This is a genomic window from Streptomyces sp. NBC_00569 (assembly GCF_036345255.1).
Taxonomy (GTDB): domain Bacteria; phylum Actinomycetota; class Actinomycetes; order Streptomycetales; family Streptomycetaceae; genus Streptomyces.
This window is the reverse complement of the sequence record NZ_CP107783.1, coordinates 8,487,610-8,504,326: the sequence shown is the minus strand read 5'-3', so window position 1 is coordinate 8,504,326 and position 16,717 is coordinate 8,487,610. Positions and strand designations below refer to the sequence as shown.

At 67.2% G+C, this 16,717-nt stretch carries 15 protein-coding genes and 1 tRNA gene; 5 read left to right on the top strand and 11 right to left on the bottom strand.

Annotated features, from left to right (window positions below; all coding sequences use genetic code 11):
- Window positions 1-496 precede the first annotated feature (496 nt).
- Together OHO83_RS38280 and OHO83_RS38275 are read left to right on the top strand one after the other, a co-directional pair.
- Window positions 497-567, top strand: a tRNA-Cys gene (locus OHO83_RS38280).
- A 46-nt stretch (window positions 568-613) separates the two neighbouring features.
- The gene (locus tag OHO83_RS38275) at window positions 614-994 is read left to right on the top strand and encodes a hypothetical protein (protein WP_330280504.1); all 381 of its coding nucleotides are present in this window, start codon (window positions 614-616) and stop codon (window positions 992-994) included.
- Window positions 995-3,628: 2,634 nt separating this feature from the next.
- Here OHO83_RS38275 and OHO83_RS38270 read toward each other — a convergent pair.
- From OHO83_RS38270 to OHO83_RS47090, 8 genes are all read right to left on the bottom strand, one after another.
- On the bottom strand, window positions 3,629-4,015 hold the full coding sequence (locus tag OHO83_RS38270; RefSeq protein ID WP_330280503.1) for a hypothetical protein: 387 nt from the start codon (window positions 4,013-4,015) through the stop codon (window positions 3,629-3,631).
- A gap of 78 nt (window positions 4,016-4,093) precedes the next feature.
- Window positions 4,094-5,839 carry a mobilization protein gene (locus OHO83_RS38265; RefSeq protein ID WP_330280502.1) on the bottom strand — a complete coding sequence of 582 codons (1,746 nt, stop codon included), beginning with the start codon at window positions 5,837-5,839 and terminating at the stop codon, window positions 4,094-4,096.
- 3 nt (window positions 5,840-5,842) lie between these two features.
- Window positions 5,843-6,193, bottom strand: coding sequence for a plasmid mobilization protein (locus tag OHO83_RS38260; RefSeq protein ID WP_266667565.1), 351 nt, complete (start codon window positions 6,191-6,193; stop codon window positions 5,843-5,845).
- 269 nt (window positions 6,194-6,462) lie between these two features.
- Window positions 6,463-6,681: a hypothetical protein gene (locus OHO83_RS38255; protein ID WP_330280501.1), complete on the bottom strand. Its 219-nt coding sequence runs from the start codon at window positions 6,679-6,681 to the stop codon at window positions 6,463-6,465.
- Window positions 6,682-6,765: 84 nt separating this feature from the next.
- Window positions 6,766-7,764: a DUF2637 domain-containing protein gene (locus OHO83_RS38250; RefSeq protein WP_330280500.1), complete on the bottom strand. Its 999-nt coding sequence runs from the start codon at window positions 7,762-7,764 to the stop codon at window positions 6,766-6,768.
- Window positions 7,761-8,366, bottom strand: a complete 606-nt coding sequence (locus OHO83_RS38245; RefSeq protein WP_330280499.1) for a WhiB family transcriptional regulator — start codon at window positions 8,364-8,366, stop codon at window positions 7,761-7,763. The genes OHO83_RS38250 and OHO83_RS38245 overlap by 4 nt, the downstream gene beginning before the upstream one ends.
- A gap of 85 nt (window positions 8,367-8,451) precedes the next feature.
- The gene (locus OHO83_RS38240; RefSeq protein ID WP_330280498.1) at window positions 8,452-9,165 is read right to left on the bottom strand and encodes an ATP-binding protein; all 714 of its coding nucleotides are present in this window, start codon (window positions 9,163-9,165) and stop codon (window positions 8,452-8,454) included.
- Window positions 9,165-10,109 (bottom strand): hypothetical protein, encoded by a 945-nt coding sequence (locus tag OHO83_RS47090; protein WP_405602512.1) that lies wholly within the window; start codon window positions 10,107-10,109, stop codon window positions 9,165-9,167. The genes OHO83_RS38240 and OHO83_RS47090 overlap by 1 nt, the downstream gene beginning before the upstream one ends.
- 861 nt (window positions 10,110-10,970) lie before the next feature.
- Here OHO83_RS47090 and OHO83_RS38230 point away from each other — a divergent pair.
- Window positions 10,971-11,855, top strand: a complete 885-nt coding sequence (locus tag OHO83_RS38230) for a helix-turn-helix domain-containing protein (protein WP_330280496.1) — start codon at window positions 10,971-10,973, stop codon at window positions 11,853-11,855.
- An 18-nt stretch (window positions 11,856-11,873) separates the two neighbouring features.
- On the opposite strand, the gene OHO83_RS38225 is transcribed toward OHO83_RS38230, so the two are convergent.
- From OHO83_RS38225 to OHO83_RS38215, 3 genes are read right to left on the bottom strand one after another with little or no spacing between them, the layout of a single operon-like run.
- Entirely contained in the window at window positions 11,874-13,064 is a 1,191-nt protein-coding gene (locus OHO83_RS38225; protein WP_330280495.1) for an amidohydrolase family protein, read from the bottom strand.
- Between the two features lie 27 nt (window positions 13,065-13,091).
- On the bottom strand, window positions 13,092-14,216 hold the full coding sequence (locus OHO83_RS38220; protein ID WP_330280494.1) for an MAB_1171c family putative transporter: 1,125 nt from the start codon (window positions 14,214-14,216) through the stop codon (window positions 13,092-13,094).
- Window positions 14,216-14,734: a hypothetical protein gene (locus tag OHO83_RS38215; RefSeq protein ID WP_330280493.1), complete on the bottom strand. Its 519-nt coding sequence runs from the start codon at window positions 14,732-14,734 to the stop codon at window positions 14,216-14,218. The genes OHO83_RS38220 and OHO83_RS38215 overlap by 1 nt, the downstream gene beginning before the upstream one ends.
- Window positions 14,735-15,059: 325 nt before the next feature.
- Here OHO83_RS38215 and OHO83_RS38210 point away from each other — a divergent pair, with 325 nt between their 5' ends.
- The gene (locus tag OHO83_RS38210) at window positions 15,060-15,872 is read left to right on the top strand and encodes a helix-turn-helix transcriptional regulator (protein ID WP_330280492.1); all 813 of its coding nucleotides are present in this window, start codon (window positions 15,060-15,062) and stop codon (window positions 15,870-15,872) included.
- A 258-nt stretch (window positions 15,873-16,130) separates the two neighbouring features.
- The gene (locus OHO83_RS38205; protein WP_330280491.1) at window positions 16,131-16,568 is read left to right on the top strand and encodes a DUF6087 family protein; all 438 of its coding nucleotides are present in this window, start codon (window positions 16,131-16,133) and stop codon (window positions 16,566-16,568) included.
- Window positions 16,569-16,717: the final 149 nt, after the last annotated feature.

The following is a 16,717-nucleotide window of genomic DNA, read 5'->3' as shown; positions in this document are numbered from 1 at the left end:
GGGGTCACCGTGGTGCCCAGGTCACAAGGGCTCTGGCCGCAGCCCAGGTCAACGGCGCATCTCGACTGCAGCAAACCCTCATTGACCGTGATTGACCGCACGATGTGGCACGACTGTGGCACGTTCCGAGCGACCGAGCGCTTAAAAAGATGCGGGCACGCCTTGGTGAGTTCGCCCGATCGACTTATGCCGGCACCGTGCCGGGCCGCCGAATGCCGCTGCCGTCCGCCGTCGTTGCCGTCAGCGCTGCCGTCACTGCGGTCGGACAGGAGCGCTCGTGTACACCTCCGTCCGGCGTCGTTGACGCCAGCCGGACGTCATCGCCCCTCGATGCGAACTACTCGGCACGGTGGTCGCTGAGGTCTGCCGGCTGGTCAGTCGGCCGCTGGGGGGGCGGTGTGGGCTGGGGACAGCTGCCGTGGTTGCTGTACTTCGCTGCTGTACAGCACGACGCGTTCCCGCTTGCCCGCCCTACGGTCGTACTCGTGCACAACACGACCGTGTGCCCAAGTTGTTCAGGGACCCGTTTGCAAGTCGGGTGACGTCGGTTCGATCCGATCACGGACCCTACGGGATGTTCACAGGCTCACCTCCCGCGTGCGAGAGTCCGCCCATGACTGACATAGGCAGACGACGCAAGCTCGGTGCCCTCGCTGGCGTATGCATAGCCGGGGCCCTGCTGCCCGGCATCACCCTGGGTGCGGAAGACGTGGACGTGCCGTTCTCACTCATGGTCGCGGCCCTCGTGGTCATCCTCCTCACCCAGCTCGTCTACGTCGGCCCATCCGCCCGTGTCCCGGCCCCGGCTCTGCTGGCCTTCGGCCTGGCCGGATTCTTACAGGACTCGCTCATCTGGTGGCTGCTCTCCTGGCTGGGCGGGAAGTTCTCCGAGCTGGAGGTCGAGGGCCTCGGCACGATCCTGCTTGCGGGATTGATCACGCGCGTCTCGATCCTCGCGTTCTCCCTGATCGGGACAGAGCCGACGGCGGACTGACGACCCTGCGAGCCCACCCCGGCCGCCCCGCGTTACGGCAAGCAGGGCGGCCGCTCCCGTACCCCTCAGGCAGCAGCCCGCGCCGCCTTCGCCATCTCCTTTCAGATGGTCTTCATCCGCCTTGCTGAGCGAGGTCTGCCCGAACTGTCCGCCGTACGTCGCCAGTTCGGGCACCACCTTGTCGGCCGCCGCCTGCTTCACCACTGCTGAGCCGACGCAAGGCTCTGGAGCACCAGTTTGGAAGACGCCGTATGCGGATCAGTGCTGACCTGCGGTGCCGCTGACCTGCGTGGCAGTGCCGGACCCTCCGTGGTTCTCCGTGGTTCCCCGCTCGTCTCCCGCTGATCGGGCACGCCAGGGGCACGGGGAAACTTCTAGTCCGTAGCTCTATGCAGAACGGTCAGCGAGGACCAAGCAGGTCGCTCGTGGGCCAGGCAGAGGCGCTATCGGATGCGGTCGATCGCTGCAGTTGCGGTAATCCGCCGCTGTACGCCCACTGCCGCCCTTGCGCTAATACTGACGCCGGCCTGCGCGAGCCACAACGCGTTCAGGACGATCAACGACGTGATCAGTTCCTGTACTTGAGGCACGGCCGCCCAGAGAATGCAGACGATCACGGTTATTACCAAGATCGGCTGGGGACTACGAGTTGACAGCCGCGGGGTGGACGGGGGGACACTCAAGCTGGACCTCCAAGGTTCGTCGCCCACCTATACCGCTCTCGTTGGGAAGCCAGCGCGGTTCAGGTGGGCTTCTTCGTGGTCCAACCATGTTGGCGCGTCAGCGGCGGGCGTGGGAGGCTCAGACTCGATGTGCGCTCGCGGTACACCAACGCCCCCTTCATTTCGACGCATTGGGCCACTTTGCGTGATCCCGAGCGGGTCAGAGGGCGCTGAACTGGCATTTCTTCCACCGGCTCCCCCTTATACCGCCCCCCACTGACAATCCGGCGTTCTGCGCGTCCCACCTCTTCACGGTCTGTCCACTTCGCCCGTTTCCCTCTTTACTTAGTCTTTTCCTTAAGCGACCGAAATGACGTAGAGGAACTACGGCGAATCAACAGCCAAGGTACGGCGTCCCGCGTAAAAGTTGGTCTTGCAAGATCGTGAAACGCCGCGTGAAACATCGTGGGCAGCGGAGCCGCTGGGGCTCGATCGAGCGAGACTTTGAGGTCGGCCTGGATCTTTATCAGGTCGATCAGGCAGCATCTGCTAGGTCGTCAGCCCGCTGCGCACCTTGACCCGATGTCCGCTGCCATCCGCCTCCAACCGTTGCGGCTCGCCCCTGTTGGTGTCAGGCGTTGGTGTCAGCTTCACCCAACGACCTCGACAGATGCACGGTCCCTACTCCTCGCCGTCTCTGTCGCCGCGCTGACGGCGCCAAGCCTCGATCCTTCGCCCAAATTCGAGCAGCGCCGAGGCTAGGGTGACGAGTTGGGCGACGGTCTGGAGAAGATCCACAAGGGCTCCTGAGGTGATCCTCCGAGAGCCTGGGCGTTCTTCCGGGGGAAGCATGCACAGACTCCCGGAACTAACGGTCCGGGGCTGTGCGCTTCAGCCCGAGCCAGCAAATCCACTGCTGGCAACTACCTCGGGTCCCAGCCGGTGCAGGTGCTTGCACCTTCAGCGCTCCTGGCCACTGGGCCAGACGCTTAGCTGGTTAGCTTGTCGGCTTCGGGCGGAACTGTCGCCCGGCGCGCGGTCAGGCTACCACCGGTAGAAGTGACCACGGCGCCTTTGTGCCGCACTGGCTGCTCCCATCTCTGCAACCCAAAACCCACCACTGCCCCCAGCTCCCATCCCGTCCGCCGTCGACCCACACGTCTGTGGAGCGGGCGTGGTTCATGGCGTCCAGGTGGAGCGCGCCACTGTACGAACGACTGTGAGGATTGGTCATGGCACCGCTCGGCGGCCTGACCCACCGAACGATTGACGCTTCGGGCTGTCTTTTCCAGGAATCGTCGGCGGTCTGGCGGTGCCGCTCTGCACGCGGCCGGTCGAGCGCCTGTGACCTCATAGGAGCCCGGCCAAAGGTCCCATCACAGTCTTGTCCTGACGCCCGACCGGCCCGTGCGATCCCTCGCGTATCGCACGGAAGGAGAGCAGTTCCCAGCATGGCAGACGGCGTGGACACCCACACCGACTTCCACCAGGCAGCCGTCCGGGCTGCCGTCAGGCCCAGGAGCTGCTCTATACGAGCCAGCCGCTCCGGGGCAGGGTCTACCAGATGGGTCGGTGACACGGAGGCCCGGGGACTCGGCCAGCGCTGGGACATGGGCGAATTCCGCGATGCTTCCGCAGCCGACCAGCACGACCTGCGGCGGGAAGGCCCGGAGAGCGGAGCTCAGCCGGATGCTTGATGAGGTAGGAAAGTCCTACCGTGCCAGCGCCTCGACAGACGCAGGAGTGACGCACTGTCGAGTCCCATCGTCAGGTCCCGCTGACCCGTAAATGACCCATGAGGTCATTCAAGGGCACTCTCATGAGCACCGGCCAGGAATCAGCTGACTCGTGAATCCTGCCGCCAGGAGTGGCTCGAATGCCTCTACAACTGCAGTGGAATCGGATGGCCGACTACGAACCCCGAGGCTTTGAGCGCTACGGCGTATGTTGCCATCCAATGCAATATCGCTCGCTATGCGAGGTAGGCGCCAGCCAGCGTGCCGTCGTATCCCATGGCCTGGGCAGCGGCCTCCAGGCTCGGGTGGTCCACGCCGCCGACATCGATCATCGCCTGGTAGTCCGCGCGAGTCAGCTCCGGCTCGACCCACTCGTGCGCGCATCGGCAGCGGATACTGATCGTGCTGCGGTCACAGATGACCATCCAGTCCCGCCGGGCCCCACACTTCGAGCACATCACCGGGATGCCCGTGATCCGGATCTCTTCGGGGTGGGTGGTGGTGCGGAGGCGGATGATGCCGTCACCGAGCTGGGATTCCTGCTGGAGCCGCAGCAGAGGGTCAGCGTCCCCAGCCGATGTCGGCGGAATGGCTCTCGGGGGCTGGCGGTCTTCAATGAGCATCGGCATGGTCTCCTCGTCCTCTTCTTCACCAGCCCTAACAGACGGCGTCTGTGAGTGTCCAGCCCTTTGCGGTGCTGGTCAGCGCCGAGGGCCTGGCCTGCGCGAGCTGCTCACTCCCCTCCGGGCCGGAGACTCGGGTGTCGTTGGCTTCGGGGCCTGGGGCTGTGGCGGGTGCAATCGGGGGTTCGTTCGTCCGCGGGCTGAGATGGCAGCTGCGGGCAGCTCTCCGATGCTACGCAGTCGCCAGACGAGGACGTCGGTGACGTTGTCAGCGGTGTCCAACTCGAGAGATTCGATGGCTTGTTGAAGGAGCGTCTCGGGATCGTGCCCTGCTTGTTCGGCTTGGGCGAGGGTGGCGGCAAGGGCGTCCCAGCCGGGTTCGCACAGGAGGTGGTCGGCCTGTGCGGGGAGGGCACCTTCGAGGGTGTGGGCGTAGCAGTCGCGGACGGGAGCGGGGAGCTGGCGGCCCTGCGCGCGCATCGTGTTCATGGGGGTGGCGGCAGCGGTTCGGTACGCGGCGCGCAGGTGTTGGGCGGCTTGCCGGGCGGCAGCGGCCTGTTGGGCGTGTCCGCGGGCGGAGTGCCAGCGGATGGCGGCGATGGTGACGAGGACCATGGTGGACAGAAGCATCGCGGTGCTACCGCCGTCCTCGCCTTTGCCCAAGGCGTTGCCGGCACGGACGATGCCGCGCGCAGCGGACCGTAGAGCGCGATGGTCGGCGTGCTCGGCACGGATGTGGGAGCGGGTGGCGCGCTCGAAGGTGCGGGCTGCTTCGGAGAGTTCCTTGCGGGTGGAGGCCGGGGCCGTCTGGGCGACGGCGTCGAGCAGTTCGCCGACTCCAACGAGCTGCGCGGCTATATCTCCGTCGTGGTCTCCGGCGAGTGTCGTGAGCGCCTGCTCAGCAACGTGGGTGGCGTTACGTCGTGCGCGGGCCGGTCGGGAGGACGGGTGGACCGGGCCGCCGGGGGCTGGCCCGTTGTCGACGGTTCCAGCTTCAAGGCGTTCCCGGATCTTAGGGAGGGAGAGGTCGGGGGCGAGTTTGGAGCCGGGGAACCAGATGGGCTGTCCGTCGCGGTTGCGGTCACCTGGCAGGGCGACCTTGTATCCGATGGTGTCGCCGGAGGGGGCGATGCGCTTTTCGAGACGCAGGCCGGCCTCGGTGAGGCGGCGGAAGAACTCGTCCTCGGCGGCGGCTCCGGTCAGGGCCTGGCGGACCTGCTCGCGTAGCGTTTCGCGGGGCGGTTCGGCCCGGCCCGTGCGTTCGGCCTTGGAGCGTTCGGCACTGGTCGGGCGTTGAGCAGCGGTTCCGTCACCCTGGTTGAGGATCTGCAGGCCCCATGCCCTTTCGATCTTGCGGCATTCGGCCTGGGCGCGAATGCCGTCTTCGTGGCGGCGGGGACTGCGTCCGTCTTCGCGCTTGAGCGTGGCGACGATGTGGATGTGGTCGTCGGCGTGGCGTACGGCGATCCACCGGCATGCCTTGTCGTCGCCATCCTCGGCGATGCCTGTGGCGTGGACGATGCGGCGGGCTACCTCGCCCCACTCGGCATCGGTGAGGTGCCGGTCGCCCGGCGCGGTGCGTACGGGGCAGTGCCACACGTGCCGGACCGGGCGTTGGTCCTTCGGCAGGGCGAGAACGGGGAGGTCGAGTCGGTCAGTGAGCTGCTTGAGGGTGGCGGCCGGGTCGCGGCCGGGGTCTGGGGCGAGTTCCTGACTCCAGGCGGCGACGATGTGCGGGGCGGTGTGTTCGTCCCGGCGGCCGGGCCCATAGAGATAGGCGAGGAGTCCGTACGTACGGCTGCCGGTAGAGATGTCCGGGACCACGGTTCACCGCCTGGCCAGTTCGATGGCCGCAGCCTCAATCCGGGCCGCGGCTCGCAGGACACGGGCGACCGCCTCGTCTGCGTATTCGACATGACCTCCGGAATTGAGGATGCGGGCAACCTGGTTGAGGTTGTTGCCGGCACGGACGAGCTGGGTGCTCGCGGCCATCAGTTCCTCGACCTGGCGGCGCTGGTCCAACAGCCAGGTTTTCGGACCGCCTTGGGCCTGGGCGACCGCGACGGCGGCGTCTGCGAGGAATCCTGCGGTCTTCAGGCCGACGGATTCGGCGGCGTGGTGGACGAGGTCGAGTTCGTCGCGGGTCAGGCGGACGCTGCGGATTTGGTCGCGGGGCACGCTCTGGCGCAGTCGGGGACGCGCACACGTCGCGGCGGTCGGGTCGGCTTCTCCCCCAGGCTGCGATCCGCCCTCGATCGCAGCCTCAGAGCCCGGCGCCCCCTGGTGCCGGGCCTCCTCCTCCCCTTCAGGGGTGGGGGCATGCGCTTCCGTAACTCCTCCGCAGCCCGTGGCAGCGGAGGAGTTACGGAGGCTACAGCTTGCTCGGCCTCGGTACGGGCAATGGACCTCACCCGATTCCAGGCGGGTCTGGGTCGGGTCGTGAAGGGTCATCGTCGAAGGCCTGAGGCGTCGCGGCGTACGTCGCGCAGGACGTCGGCGACGAAGTCGAGGGCCAGAACAGGGCGGTGAAGGGGCTGGGGCGTGCTCGCGGGTGTGCGCTTCACGGTCCAGGTCTCCTCGGGTCCGGATTTGTGCAGGTGCTCGTACCTGATGAGTACGGCGATCCACGCGTCGGCTTCGAGGCGGGTGGTTGATGTGGTGCGCATTCGTGCTGCGTCCTGTTCGTGTGCAGGGGCGGGTGCCCGGCTCGGTGGCGGTTCCTTGGCACCCGCCGGAGAGAAGGTGTCCGGTCAGTTGACCGGGTCGTTGACCTGTTGCTGAGCCTTGTCACGTTCTTCGCGCAGGAGGCGCATGAGGTCGGTGAGCCGGTCGTTGCCCAGACCGAGGTTTCGGCTTCGGATGGCGTCGCCGACGACCTTCCGGGTCACGCGTCCGGAGTCGCTGACCGCGGTGCGGGCGATGTCGAGGAGTTCGTCGTCGGTGACCGCCGTTGGCTTCTGGTCACGGTTGTCCGGGCGGCGGGCGCGGATGGTGTCCGCGAAGGTCTCTGGCGCTTTCGCCGAGGGCAGGACGGTGACCGTCCGAGGTCTGGCGACCGACTGACCGTCCAGGTCGGCAGCTCGGTCATGGCGTGCGGGTTCCGGGCCGACCGGCGAGTGTCCGGAGGCTTCGACCGGCGCTGTGACCGTGTTGGTCTCCACGGACACTTCGGTGGCCGATGTCCGGACGGTCGGCCGACGGACGTTGTCTGCGGGTACCTGGCCGGTGGCTATCGGGACGGTATCCGGGTCGGCAGCGCCGTCCCGCCCGCTCCGGGCACTCTGGTTGTCCGTTGTCCCGGCCACAGCTGCTTCGGTAATTCGGCGGGCGATGAGGATGTACAGGTGGACGGCTCCGGCCAGGGCGAGTGGGGCCAGGGTGGACAACACCCCGACGGTGACGTCGCCGAGGCGGAGACCGGTGCGCTCGGGCTGTTGTTCGTTGAGGCGTACTGCGTGCAGTGCGTTGGCCCAGATGCTGGCGGCAGTCGCTGTGCCGAAGAGCAGCCAGACATAGCAGCGGGCGGCGAGAGGTGCGCTGCGTAGGACGAGGAGTGCGCGTACTCCGTAGGCGATGAAGCCGTCGATGACCAAGGGAAAGACGAAGGTCAGGAAGCCTCGGATGTGGATGGCGGTGGCCATCTGTTGGAGGGCGTCGTAGGAGAGAGCGCATCCGGCGCCGCCGAGGGCGACGATGGCCGCTCGGTCCCATGAGTTGATGTGGGCCGGAGTGGGCGGCGAGTGGCTCACGCGGCGCTCTGGCCTGTGCCGTGTGCAGAGGCTTTGCGCTGCGGGTTATGCGACGCCTTGCGGGTGTCGCCGAGGGGGATCACTGCCGCGTTATCCTCCGTCGCTTGCTTCTGTTCTGCGGCACGGTTGCGGATTTCGCGCCGGGTGCGGCGGTAGAGCTTCTTGGCGTGCTCATCGCTGATCTTGAGCATGGTGGCGAGCCGGTCCGCGGGGATGTCGGCCTGGCAGGCGGCACGCGCGACGGCGCGGCGTTCGGCGCGGGAGAGGAAGATGTCGCGGCCGGCCAATGCGTCGTTGACTCGGCTGTAGTCGAGTCGGAACTCCGTCTTCTTGTGCAGCGGGTCCCGTTCCTCTTCGGTCATGCCGCCCCGGATGCCGACGGTGTCGCCGTTGTCTAGGGCGGCGTCAAGGCAGCCTTGGCGAACGGGGCACTGGGCGCAGAGGGTCTTGGCCTGGTGGATGCGGTCCAGTTCGTCGGGTTCGGGGAAGAAGAGGTCGGGGTCGACCTGGTGGTGAGGTGTCGAGCGGCAGCCCGCGCGGTCGCGCCATGCGTGGTTGCCAAGTGCGCGGTGCTGAGAGGTGTTGCTGGTGGTGTGGTGCATGGGTGTCTCCGTCTTCCCTGGGCGCCTTTGGGCGGGGGTGGCCAGGGGGTGGTGCAGGGTACGGGCGTGACGTGGGTCCGTGCGGTCAGGTGCGGGCCGCCGCTGAGGCGTAGCGCTCGGCGGCGAGGGCGCGTCTACGGTCGGGCCCGTCGAGGATGACGCGGTCGGTCATCTCGGTCAGGCGGGAGGCGACGCGGTCGCCGATGTGTGTGCGTAGGTCGGCCATGCCGAGGTTGGTGGTGATCAGGGTCGGGAGCATCGCGTTGTAGCGGCGGTTGATGAGCCGCATCGTGATCTCCTCGGTCCATTCGCTGTACTTGGCGGCGCCGAGGTCGTCGATGATCAGCAGGGGGCAGCGGGCCAGGTCCATCAGTTCCCGTTCGCCGTCGTGTCCGGGCCTGGGGCGCAGTTCGGCGTAGAGGTCGGCGGCGGTGATCGCTTTCCAGCGCAGTCGGACTCCGGCGATCAGGAGCGAGCGCACGGCTCCGTAGGCCTGATGGGTTTTGCCGGTGCCGGTGGTGCCGACGATCAGGAGTGATCGGCCTTCGGCGAGTCCGGGGGCGCCTTGGGGGCCGGGGCGTCCGCCGTCGGCGACCTCGCGCACCCAGGCGGCGACGGCGGGGTGATCAGCGACGGCCCTTTGGTAGCGGGTGGGGATGCGGGCCTCGCCCAGTTCGAGGGCGGGTAGCCGTTCCGGTTCGTAGGAGGGTTGTGCGGTGGGGTCCTGGCCGCGAGCCGCGAGGATGCCCGCGAGGCGTCGGGCCAGGCCGCCGACGGGCTGGGCGTCGTGGTCGCGCATCACAGCTCCTCGGCGTAGGCGGCGGCAGGGTCGGCGGGGTTGGCCCAGGCCCGATGGGCGGGCACGTTAGGTCGGGAGTCCGGCCGGTCCAAGTTGGTCCTGGAGGCATTCATCGCTTCGTGGACGAGGCTCGGCAGGGTGCTGGGGTGTAGGCCCTTGGCCCGGTGCAGGCTCAGCCCCGAGCGGATGTGGGCCGGGGCGATGCCTTCCGAGAGGAGTTTCACCGTCTCCCGGCCCAGATGTCCCAGGACTCCGCTGGGCGGTCGGTGTGTGCAGGCAGCGGCGTATTCGGCAATGAGCTGCTGGGCGGAGAGGTGCTGGGACGCGGGAGCGCTTGCGCTCCCCGAAGGGGAAGTAGTTCCTAGATCCAGGTTCCTAGGTCCTAGATCCGGAGTGTGAGGGTTCACCGAGGGCTCAGTGAGCTGCGCCTGAGCTTGGGCAGAGCCCTCCAATACAACTCTCTGGCCTGCTATTTCGAGGCGTTCGGGCACGTCCGCAGGCTGGGGTGAGAGTCGCTTGTCAGCCTCGTGAGCCGTCCGTGAGTCCTCCGTGAGCACTCGTCGCGTGCTCGCATCCTCGACCCGGTCGGCCGGCTCCTGGTCGTGATGCGGGCAAGGGGGGGTGCGTACGCCACTGGGCCGGTTGATCCGCTGATGCCGGGACCAAGTGACGACGTGGAGGTAGGCCTTGCCGTCGTCACCTGTGTAACGGCAGATGAGGTCTTCGGCAGCGAGTTGGATGAGGTCATCCTCGACCCCCATGGGCCCATGGCCCGGACGCAGGGACCACAGCAAGCCGGCGATGACGGCAGGTTGGTCGCGAAAGCGGCCGCGGTCGTCGGCTTGAGTGAGGAGGCCGAAGAAGGTCCGTTCGGCGGTCAGAGAGACCGCAGCGAGAGATTCGGACGCGAAGGCTTCGGGCTTGATGGTGCGGATGCGGGCCATGGTCAGCGTGCTCCGTCCATCGAGTACGCAGTGGCTGCTGCGCTGGTGATCGATCCGCTTGCCAGGTCGAGTACTTGCCCGTGGCGCCACTCGGCCTCGGGGCAGGCACGGATGATCCAGCGGGCGGCCGTTCGGGCTTGGGCCTGGTTGAGCGTGAGCCGTCGCCCTGATGCGTCGTAGGCGGTTGCGTAGGGGCTTGGCCAGGTCCGTGCCGGTGCTTGGAGCGTGACCCGGACAGTGCGGGCGTCCGGGATGATCTCTGCAAGGCAGCGCGTCAGCCGGATGCGGCGATTGCCGGCGGCTGGGTTGCCGACGGAAGCACGAGGGCCTGCCGGCCTTTCGCGACTGTGCTGGGACATGCGAGAATTCCTCACTCGTAGATGAAGTGGGACGGCCGTTCTCGTCGAAAAGGCCAGCCGACCCGCTCCAGTTATGAAGCCGCCCCTCTCAGGGCGCGGTCTCGGCGTCCGGAAGCTGCGAACTTCTGGACGCCGCTTTCGTTTCCCCTGGTAGGGGCGCCGTCTCTGGCGTGTGGTAACTCCCAAACAGCTCCTTTGAGTTGCCCGTCAGGTCTGCGCTGTCGCCGAGGGAACAGCAACATGTGCATGAAGCCTTCGGCGATCCGGCGGACCGCGTCCATGACCACGCTTCGACGCCGACTCGTCATCGCCGACGCATGGCGAGCAGCCGACCTGCGTGTCCTGCCGCCCGCGGGACACGCAGGTCGACATGAGTACAGGGGCGCAGGAGGTGTACGTTGGACACCTCGATTCGCCAAACTGAATCTATCCCGGTTTGAGCATCGAATCAACAAGCTGAAGTTTTCGGGATTTGGGAAACCAGAATCGGGAGAGCCGTCAGATGGCCCCTCGTCGCTTCGACCGCGACCGAGTTCGCGCCCTGCGCCGCGCACGCGACATCACGCAGAGCGATCTCGGGCACGCTGTCGGTGTGGGTGACTCGACCGTGGCCAGCTGGGAGCTGGGCTCCTCGACACCCGACGGTGAGAAGCTGCCCCTCCTGGCCAGATTCTTCGGCCTCCCACTGAACGACCTGTTCCCCCGCCCCTCAGGCGAGCAGCCCGACCTGGCCGATCTGCGCTGCGATGCCGGCTACAGCCAGTACCAGACGCGAGAGCTCATCGGCACCAAGAGCTCAGGCCCGGTCGCCAATGCCGAGCGCGGCAAGCGACGTCTGAGTCCGAAGTTCCAGGAACCACTGGCGAAGGCCTACCGCGTGCCCGTCGAGGAGCTCCTGGCGGCGCAGGAGCGCTCCTTCGGCATCGAGGTACCGGCGGCATCCGGTGGATCGTCGGTGCCCCGATCGGTGGCCGAGAAAATCACCTACCTGCTGGAGCATTCATATCCCGGCGCTCAGACTCCCCCGTCGGACGCCGAGATCGCCCGCGCGGTCAATGAGCACGCCGGTGGCCAGGTCATCACGGAGACCGGTGTGCGCGACTTGAGAACGGGCGACGACGCCGAACTACCGCCGCTCGTCGCATCCGGCCTGGCCGAAGTCTTCGACGTCTCCCCCCTGTTCTTCCAGCCGGACGACACCGTGGCCCGGCAGGTCGTGGAAGGGCTGCGGCTGCTCGCTGCCGTCAGGACCGGCGCGGTGGGGCGCGTAGCAGCGCGCGGGCTCGGACCGGAGGGAATGTCGGACGAGCTTCTGTCGTTCCTGAACCAGGTCGTCGAGGAGATGGCCGACAGGGAAAAGCCCGGAGCCGACGGCCCCGGGCACTGAACAACTTCCTTCGTTCGGTTACTCGTTGGTGTCCAGGTGGTGGTGTCGTCCCGCCGCGATCACCGCGTTGACCGACTTCAGGGAGTCGAGGTCGGTGAGCGGGTCGCCCTCCACCACCAGGAGATCGGCGCTGTATCCGAGGGTCAGCTGCCCCGTGGTGTCGCCGAGCCCCAGCGCTCCGGCGGCTTCCGTGGTGGCCATCGCGAGGATGCGCTCGTTGGGCAGCCCCAGGTGCTCGTAGAAGCGGAGGCTTGACGCCAGTCCGTCGAAGCCGGCGCGCTGCACCCCGGCGTCCGTACCCGCGATCAGTCGGGCTCCGGCCTGGGCCATGCGCCGTACGGCGTCGAACATGGCCTCGGCGCGTTCGGGGCCGAAGAACTTCGGCAGCATCGGCCAGTGCGGGCTGACCGCCGGGCAGACGTAGATGCCCTTGTCGATGATCTGTGTGAGCACGTCCTCGAGGACCTCGAACCCGTCGGCGGTCATCCAGGTGCAGTGCTCGATCGTGTCGACGCCTGCCTCGACCGCGGCGGTGATGCCGTCGACGCCGTGGGCGTGCGCGGCGACCGGCAGTCCGGCGCGGTGAGCCTCGTCGACGAGCGCGTCCAGCTCGGCCCGGGAGAACTGGGTCTCCCAGCTCTTGGCGCCCCCCTTGGTGAGCCCGCCGCCGGTCTCCATGACCTTGATGACGTTGGCACCGGCGGCCACGTTGCGCTGCACGAGACGGCGTACTTCGTCGACACCGGACACCTCACCGCCGAGGAACCAGCAGTGGCCCCCCGGAGGCGTCACGGGCGTGGTGGCCGAGACGACGCGCGGGCCGACGCTGAGGCCGTCGGCGACGGACTGCGCCAGGCGCACGGCCAAGCCATTGCGGTCACCGAGGTCACGCGCGGTGGTGACGCCCGTGCACAGCAGCTGCTCGGCTCGGGCCTGCATCTCCGTGAACAAGGCCTCGTCGTCCTGCTCTTCAAGAGTGGCGACGGGTTCGGGACCGGCGTCGAAGCAGAGGTGGACGTGAGCGTCGATCAGCCCGGGCATCACCGTGCCGGCCGGGAAAGCAAGGCGCGGCTCGTCGGAGTGAGCGTGGCGCTGGACCTCTTCGCGTGGTCCGATACCGGCGATCGCGCCGTCGCGTACGAGGACGGCACCATCGGCGATCGGATGCCGGTCAGGTCCGGCGAGAACGTGGGCGGCGGTGATCAGCATGTGACGCGGTTCTCCTCGTGTTGCGGGTCAGTTGGTGGAGCGCAGGGCATCGGACAGGGCGAGGAGCTCTTGCACGTCAGCTTCCCGGCTGCGCGGGCCCGGCAGAGCAGGCGTCGTGGGCGTGGCTGCGTTCGTCGGTACGCCACTCCGACGGGAGTACCCGGCTGCGCGGAGTTGCTCAGCCACCCGGTCAACGTTCGTCTCGGGCGACACCGCATCGCTGCGCGGATTCGGTTCAAGGTACGGGCTGATCTCGACCAGGCCGTCGCGGCACTCGACGAACCGGCGGTGATGCCTACGGTGGACGCCACGCGCTCGCCACTGGTCCCAGCGCGAACGTGAGTCGGTCTTGAGTACCACGTGCGGCGCGGCCTCGGTCATCAACAGCCAGAGCGGTTCGAGGCGAGCGTGTTCGCGCCGGTGTCGTAGCCACAACCGACACAGCGACAGCCGAGTGCGTACGCCAGGGTAGGTGATACCGACGACGAACAGGAGGCTCGAGCAGACGAGGATCAGCGCTACACAGAGCAAGACCGAGTCGGAGACCGCCACTCCGCGCCATCGCGCGGCGACGATGACGGCACGCATCGCGCAAGCGGTCGCCATACCGACCATGCCCGCTCCGGCGGCCCACAGGCCCGTCGAGTGCGGCCTCATGGACAGTCGTGCGTACCGGCGGGTCCACAGGCCGGCGACCGTCAGCGCGTACATCAGATACACGCCGGCCACTGCGTAGAAGAAGGCAACTTGCCACACTGTCATGTCGGTTGTGGCGAAGCTGCCTGCCAGCTCGTGGTGCGGGACGCTTGCTGCGGCGGCCGTGATGGCGGTGCCGACCACGAGCACGAGGGCGGCCTCGGCCCGTGCCCGGCGGCGGCCACGGCGCTCGTCCGCGGCCGCGTACAGGTAGAAGCACATCAGGAAGTACACCGTGGCGAGCAGCAGCAGATTCTGAGCGACCTTTGCAGCGCCATGGCCGGCGACCGTATCCAGGCCAGTCGCTCCCCCGGGCATGGCGACCGGGTACGACGCGGCCGCACACGTCAGACAGAGAGTGACGGACCGCAGGGGTCGATCACTCGGCGCCTTCGACAGCTGGTACCACTTCCACGCCACGGCCACGCCGAGGCAGACGAGGAAGACGAACGCCACTACAGCCACCCTGCATGATCACCCAAAGCGGACTGCACCCGGCGGACTGACAGGTCATCACTTTGCACCGCCGGCGTGACGTGATCCAAGATCGCCGCCCACTCCCCCACGATCGTGGCGACAAGCTCGGCCTCCTGCTCCTCCTTGGTCCCGTACGAGCAGCGAAGGAGCGCACGTCGTATCGCGTCCGCGCCAAGCCCAGGAAGCAGGGCCTCCCACACGGCACCGCCCGGCGGTCCAGGATGGTCGGCGAGGATGTGTCCCAGCTCGTGCAGGACGATGTGGTCCTGGTGGTGCGCTGTCGTCTCCCGCTGGAAGACGATCACGTCTGCCTGCGGTGTCTCCAGCCATGCCCCGAGCGGGCCATCGGCCCGCAGCGGAAAGGCCCGCAATTCGATGTGCCGGCCTCTGTGCCGCGCAAGGGCCCTACACAGATCCGGCACGCTCAGCGGCGGCTGAACATCAAGAGAACGCAGCAAGCGCCGAATACGCTTCTCCAGCTCACGGGTGGTCCACACCTGCACACCACGTCCGCTCGACCGCTCACGTGGGACCGGCCGCGCCACTTCCTCGGAAGCCTGCTCCGATCCGAGGCTCGGTACCGATTCAGACCTGGCGGAACGCCATCGCAACACCACGGCTGCCCAGCTCCCTCACTCACACATTCTTTGCATGAGTAATCCTGCACAGCCACTTCCGCCACCAAGAGTGGCGCTACTCGGTCTGTCGCACCCTCGACACTCCGCACACGTCCAGAATGTCGCTCTTAGCACACGTCAACCAGCAAAAATAGTCGGACATAACCTCAAATTCTCCATACGCGGGAAGCGGTGGATTCGGCACATGAGTGACACAGCCCATACACCGTCCAAGCACGCGGTTTCTCCGGAGTTGGGCCCCCTGCTCAAGCGGTGGCGCAAACGGATCGACCACAGGCGGATCACCGGCATCGATTCCACGCGCAGGCGCCTGAAACCCGGGCTGACTCAGGACGAGGTCGCCTCTCTCACCGGCGTCGCAAGCTCCTGGTATCGCCAGCTGGAGGGCGGCAGCCCGCGCCCCGTCTCGGAACAGTTCGTCCAGCGCTTGGCCATGACTCTCCGGCTGAAGGAAGCCGAGCGCGTCATCCTCTTCCAGCTCGCGCTCGGCCACGCGCCTCCGCCGCCCCGGACAGCGCCGGACCCCGCGTCCTATGCGAATCTGCAGTCAGTGCTCGACGCGCTCCTGCCTCATCCGGCCTATGTCTCGAACCTCTGGTGGGACATCGTCGCCCATAACAAGCCCCAGGAGGACTGGTTCCCCTGGCTGCCCTACGAGCCGAACCTAATGCGCTTCGCCTTCTTGTATCCGGAGGCCCGGGACCAGCTCGTCAACTGGCGTAGTGACTGGGCCGTCCCCTTCCTCGCGCAGATCCGCTTCGCGATCGCCACGCATCCCGACGTTCCAGAGCTCCTACAACTCCGCGACGACATCCTGGACGGCAACGACGAAGCGCGTGAGCTCTGGGCCGATCGTCTGGCACAGGCGCATCCAGACGGGGAGGTCCGAGGCTTCTCCCTGCCCTTTCACGACGGCCAGGAGATCCAAGTACGCATCATGGCCTTCGCTCCGATGAGTCATCCAGATCTACGCATGATCGCGCTGGTCCGACAATGAGCAGTGACTTCGATCTCAACATCGTCAACATCTTCTGCCGCTCCATCGAGGCATCACGACGGGCAACCTGAGACACCTTCTTGCACGACGGTGAAATCTTGGGGCACTCAACTGCCCACCACGTCCGTCGATTGGCCAGATGGCAGCTCATCGACGGACGGGGAGGCGATGCGCAGACACGCGCCGGTTCGGCGAGGTCACGGTGACGTCTGGCCAAGCCGGTGGCCGCGGCCATCACATCTGCGCCACGATGCTGAGATGCACGACGAACAGGAGTCGCTGGAGGACTGGGCACGGCGACGCGAGGAACGTCAGAACGCCTCGAAGGGCAAGCGTCGCGCGGTGCCGCTGACCGAAGGGCCGCACCGCGGGCAACACGTCGCCCCCGACGCACCCCGCGTGATCCAGGAATGGGACGGAACCGAGTGGGAGACGGTCAGCCTGGTCAGCGATCTCGCCGAGGCCAAGACCGTGCTGTACCCGCCGCAGCCGGCCGAACAGAAAGCCGCCGAATGGGATCGCCCCGCGCTGGAGAAAGGCCGGGGTCGACACCGGAAGCCGACGCCAGCAGAGAACCGAGAGCAGCAGCAGTCCATTCAGGGCCACGCGGGAAGGCGGCGGCAATATAGCGGCGGATCCCCGGTTACCGAAACCGGGGATCCGCCGAATACTTGTAGCTCCACCGCCACTTCCTGACCGCCCGTCGAAAGGCAGCACTGCCACGATCCATCACGTCACCGCCACGCGTCACGTGTGCCGGCTCCTGCTCCGTCACGCCGCGGCGTAGCTCAGCCGGAACAGGTCTTGAGCGCGCTCCAGGTCCCGCTCGGTACGCAGCTGAACCC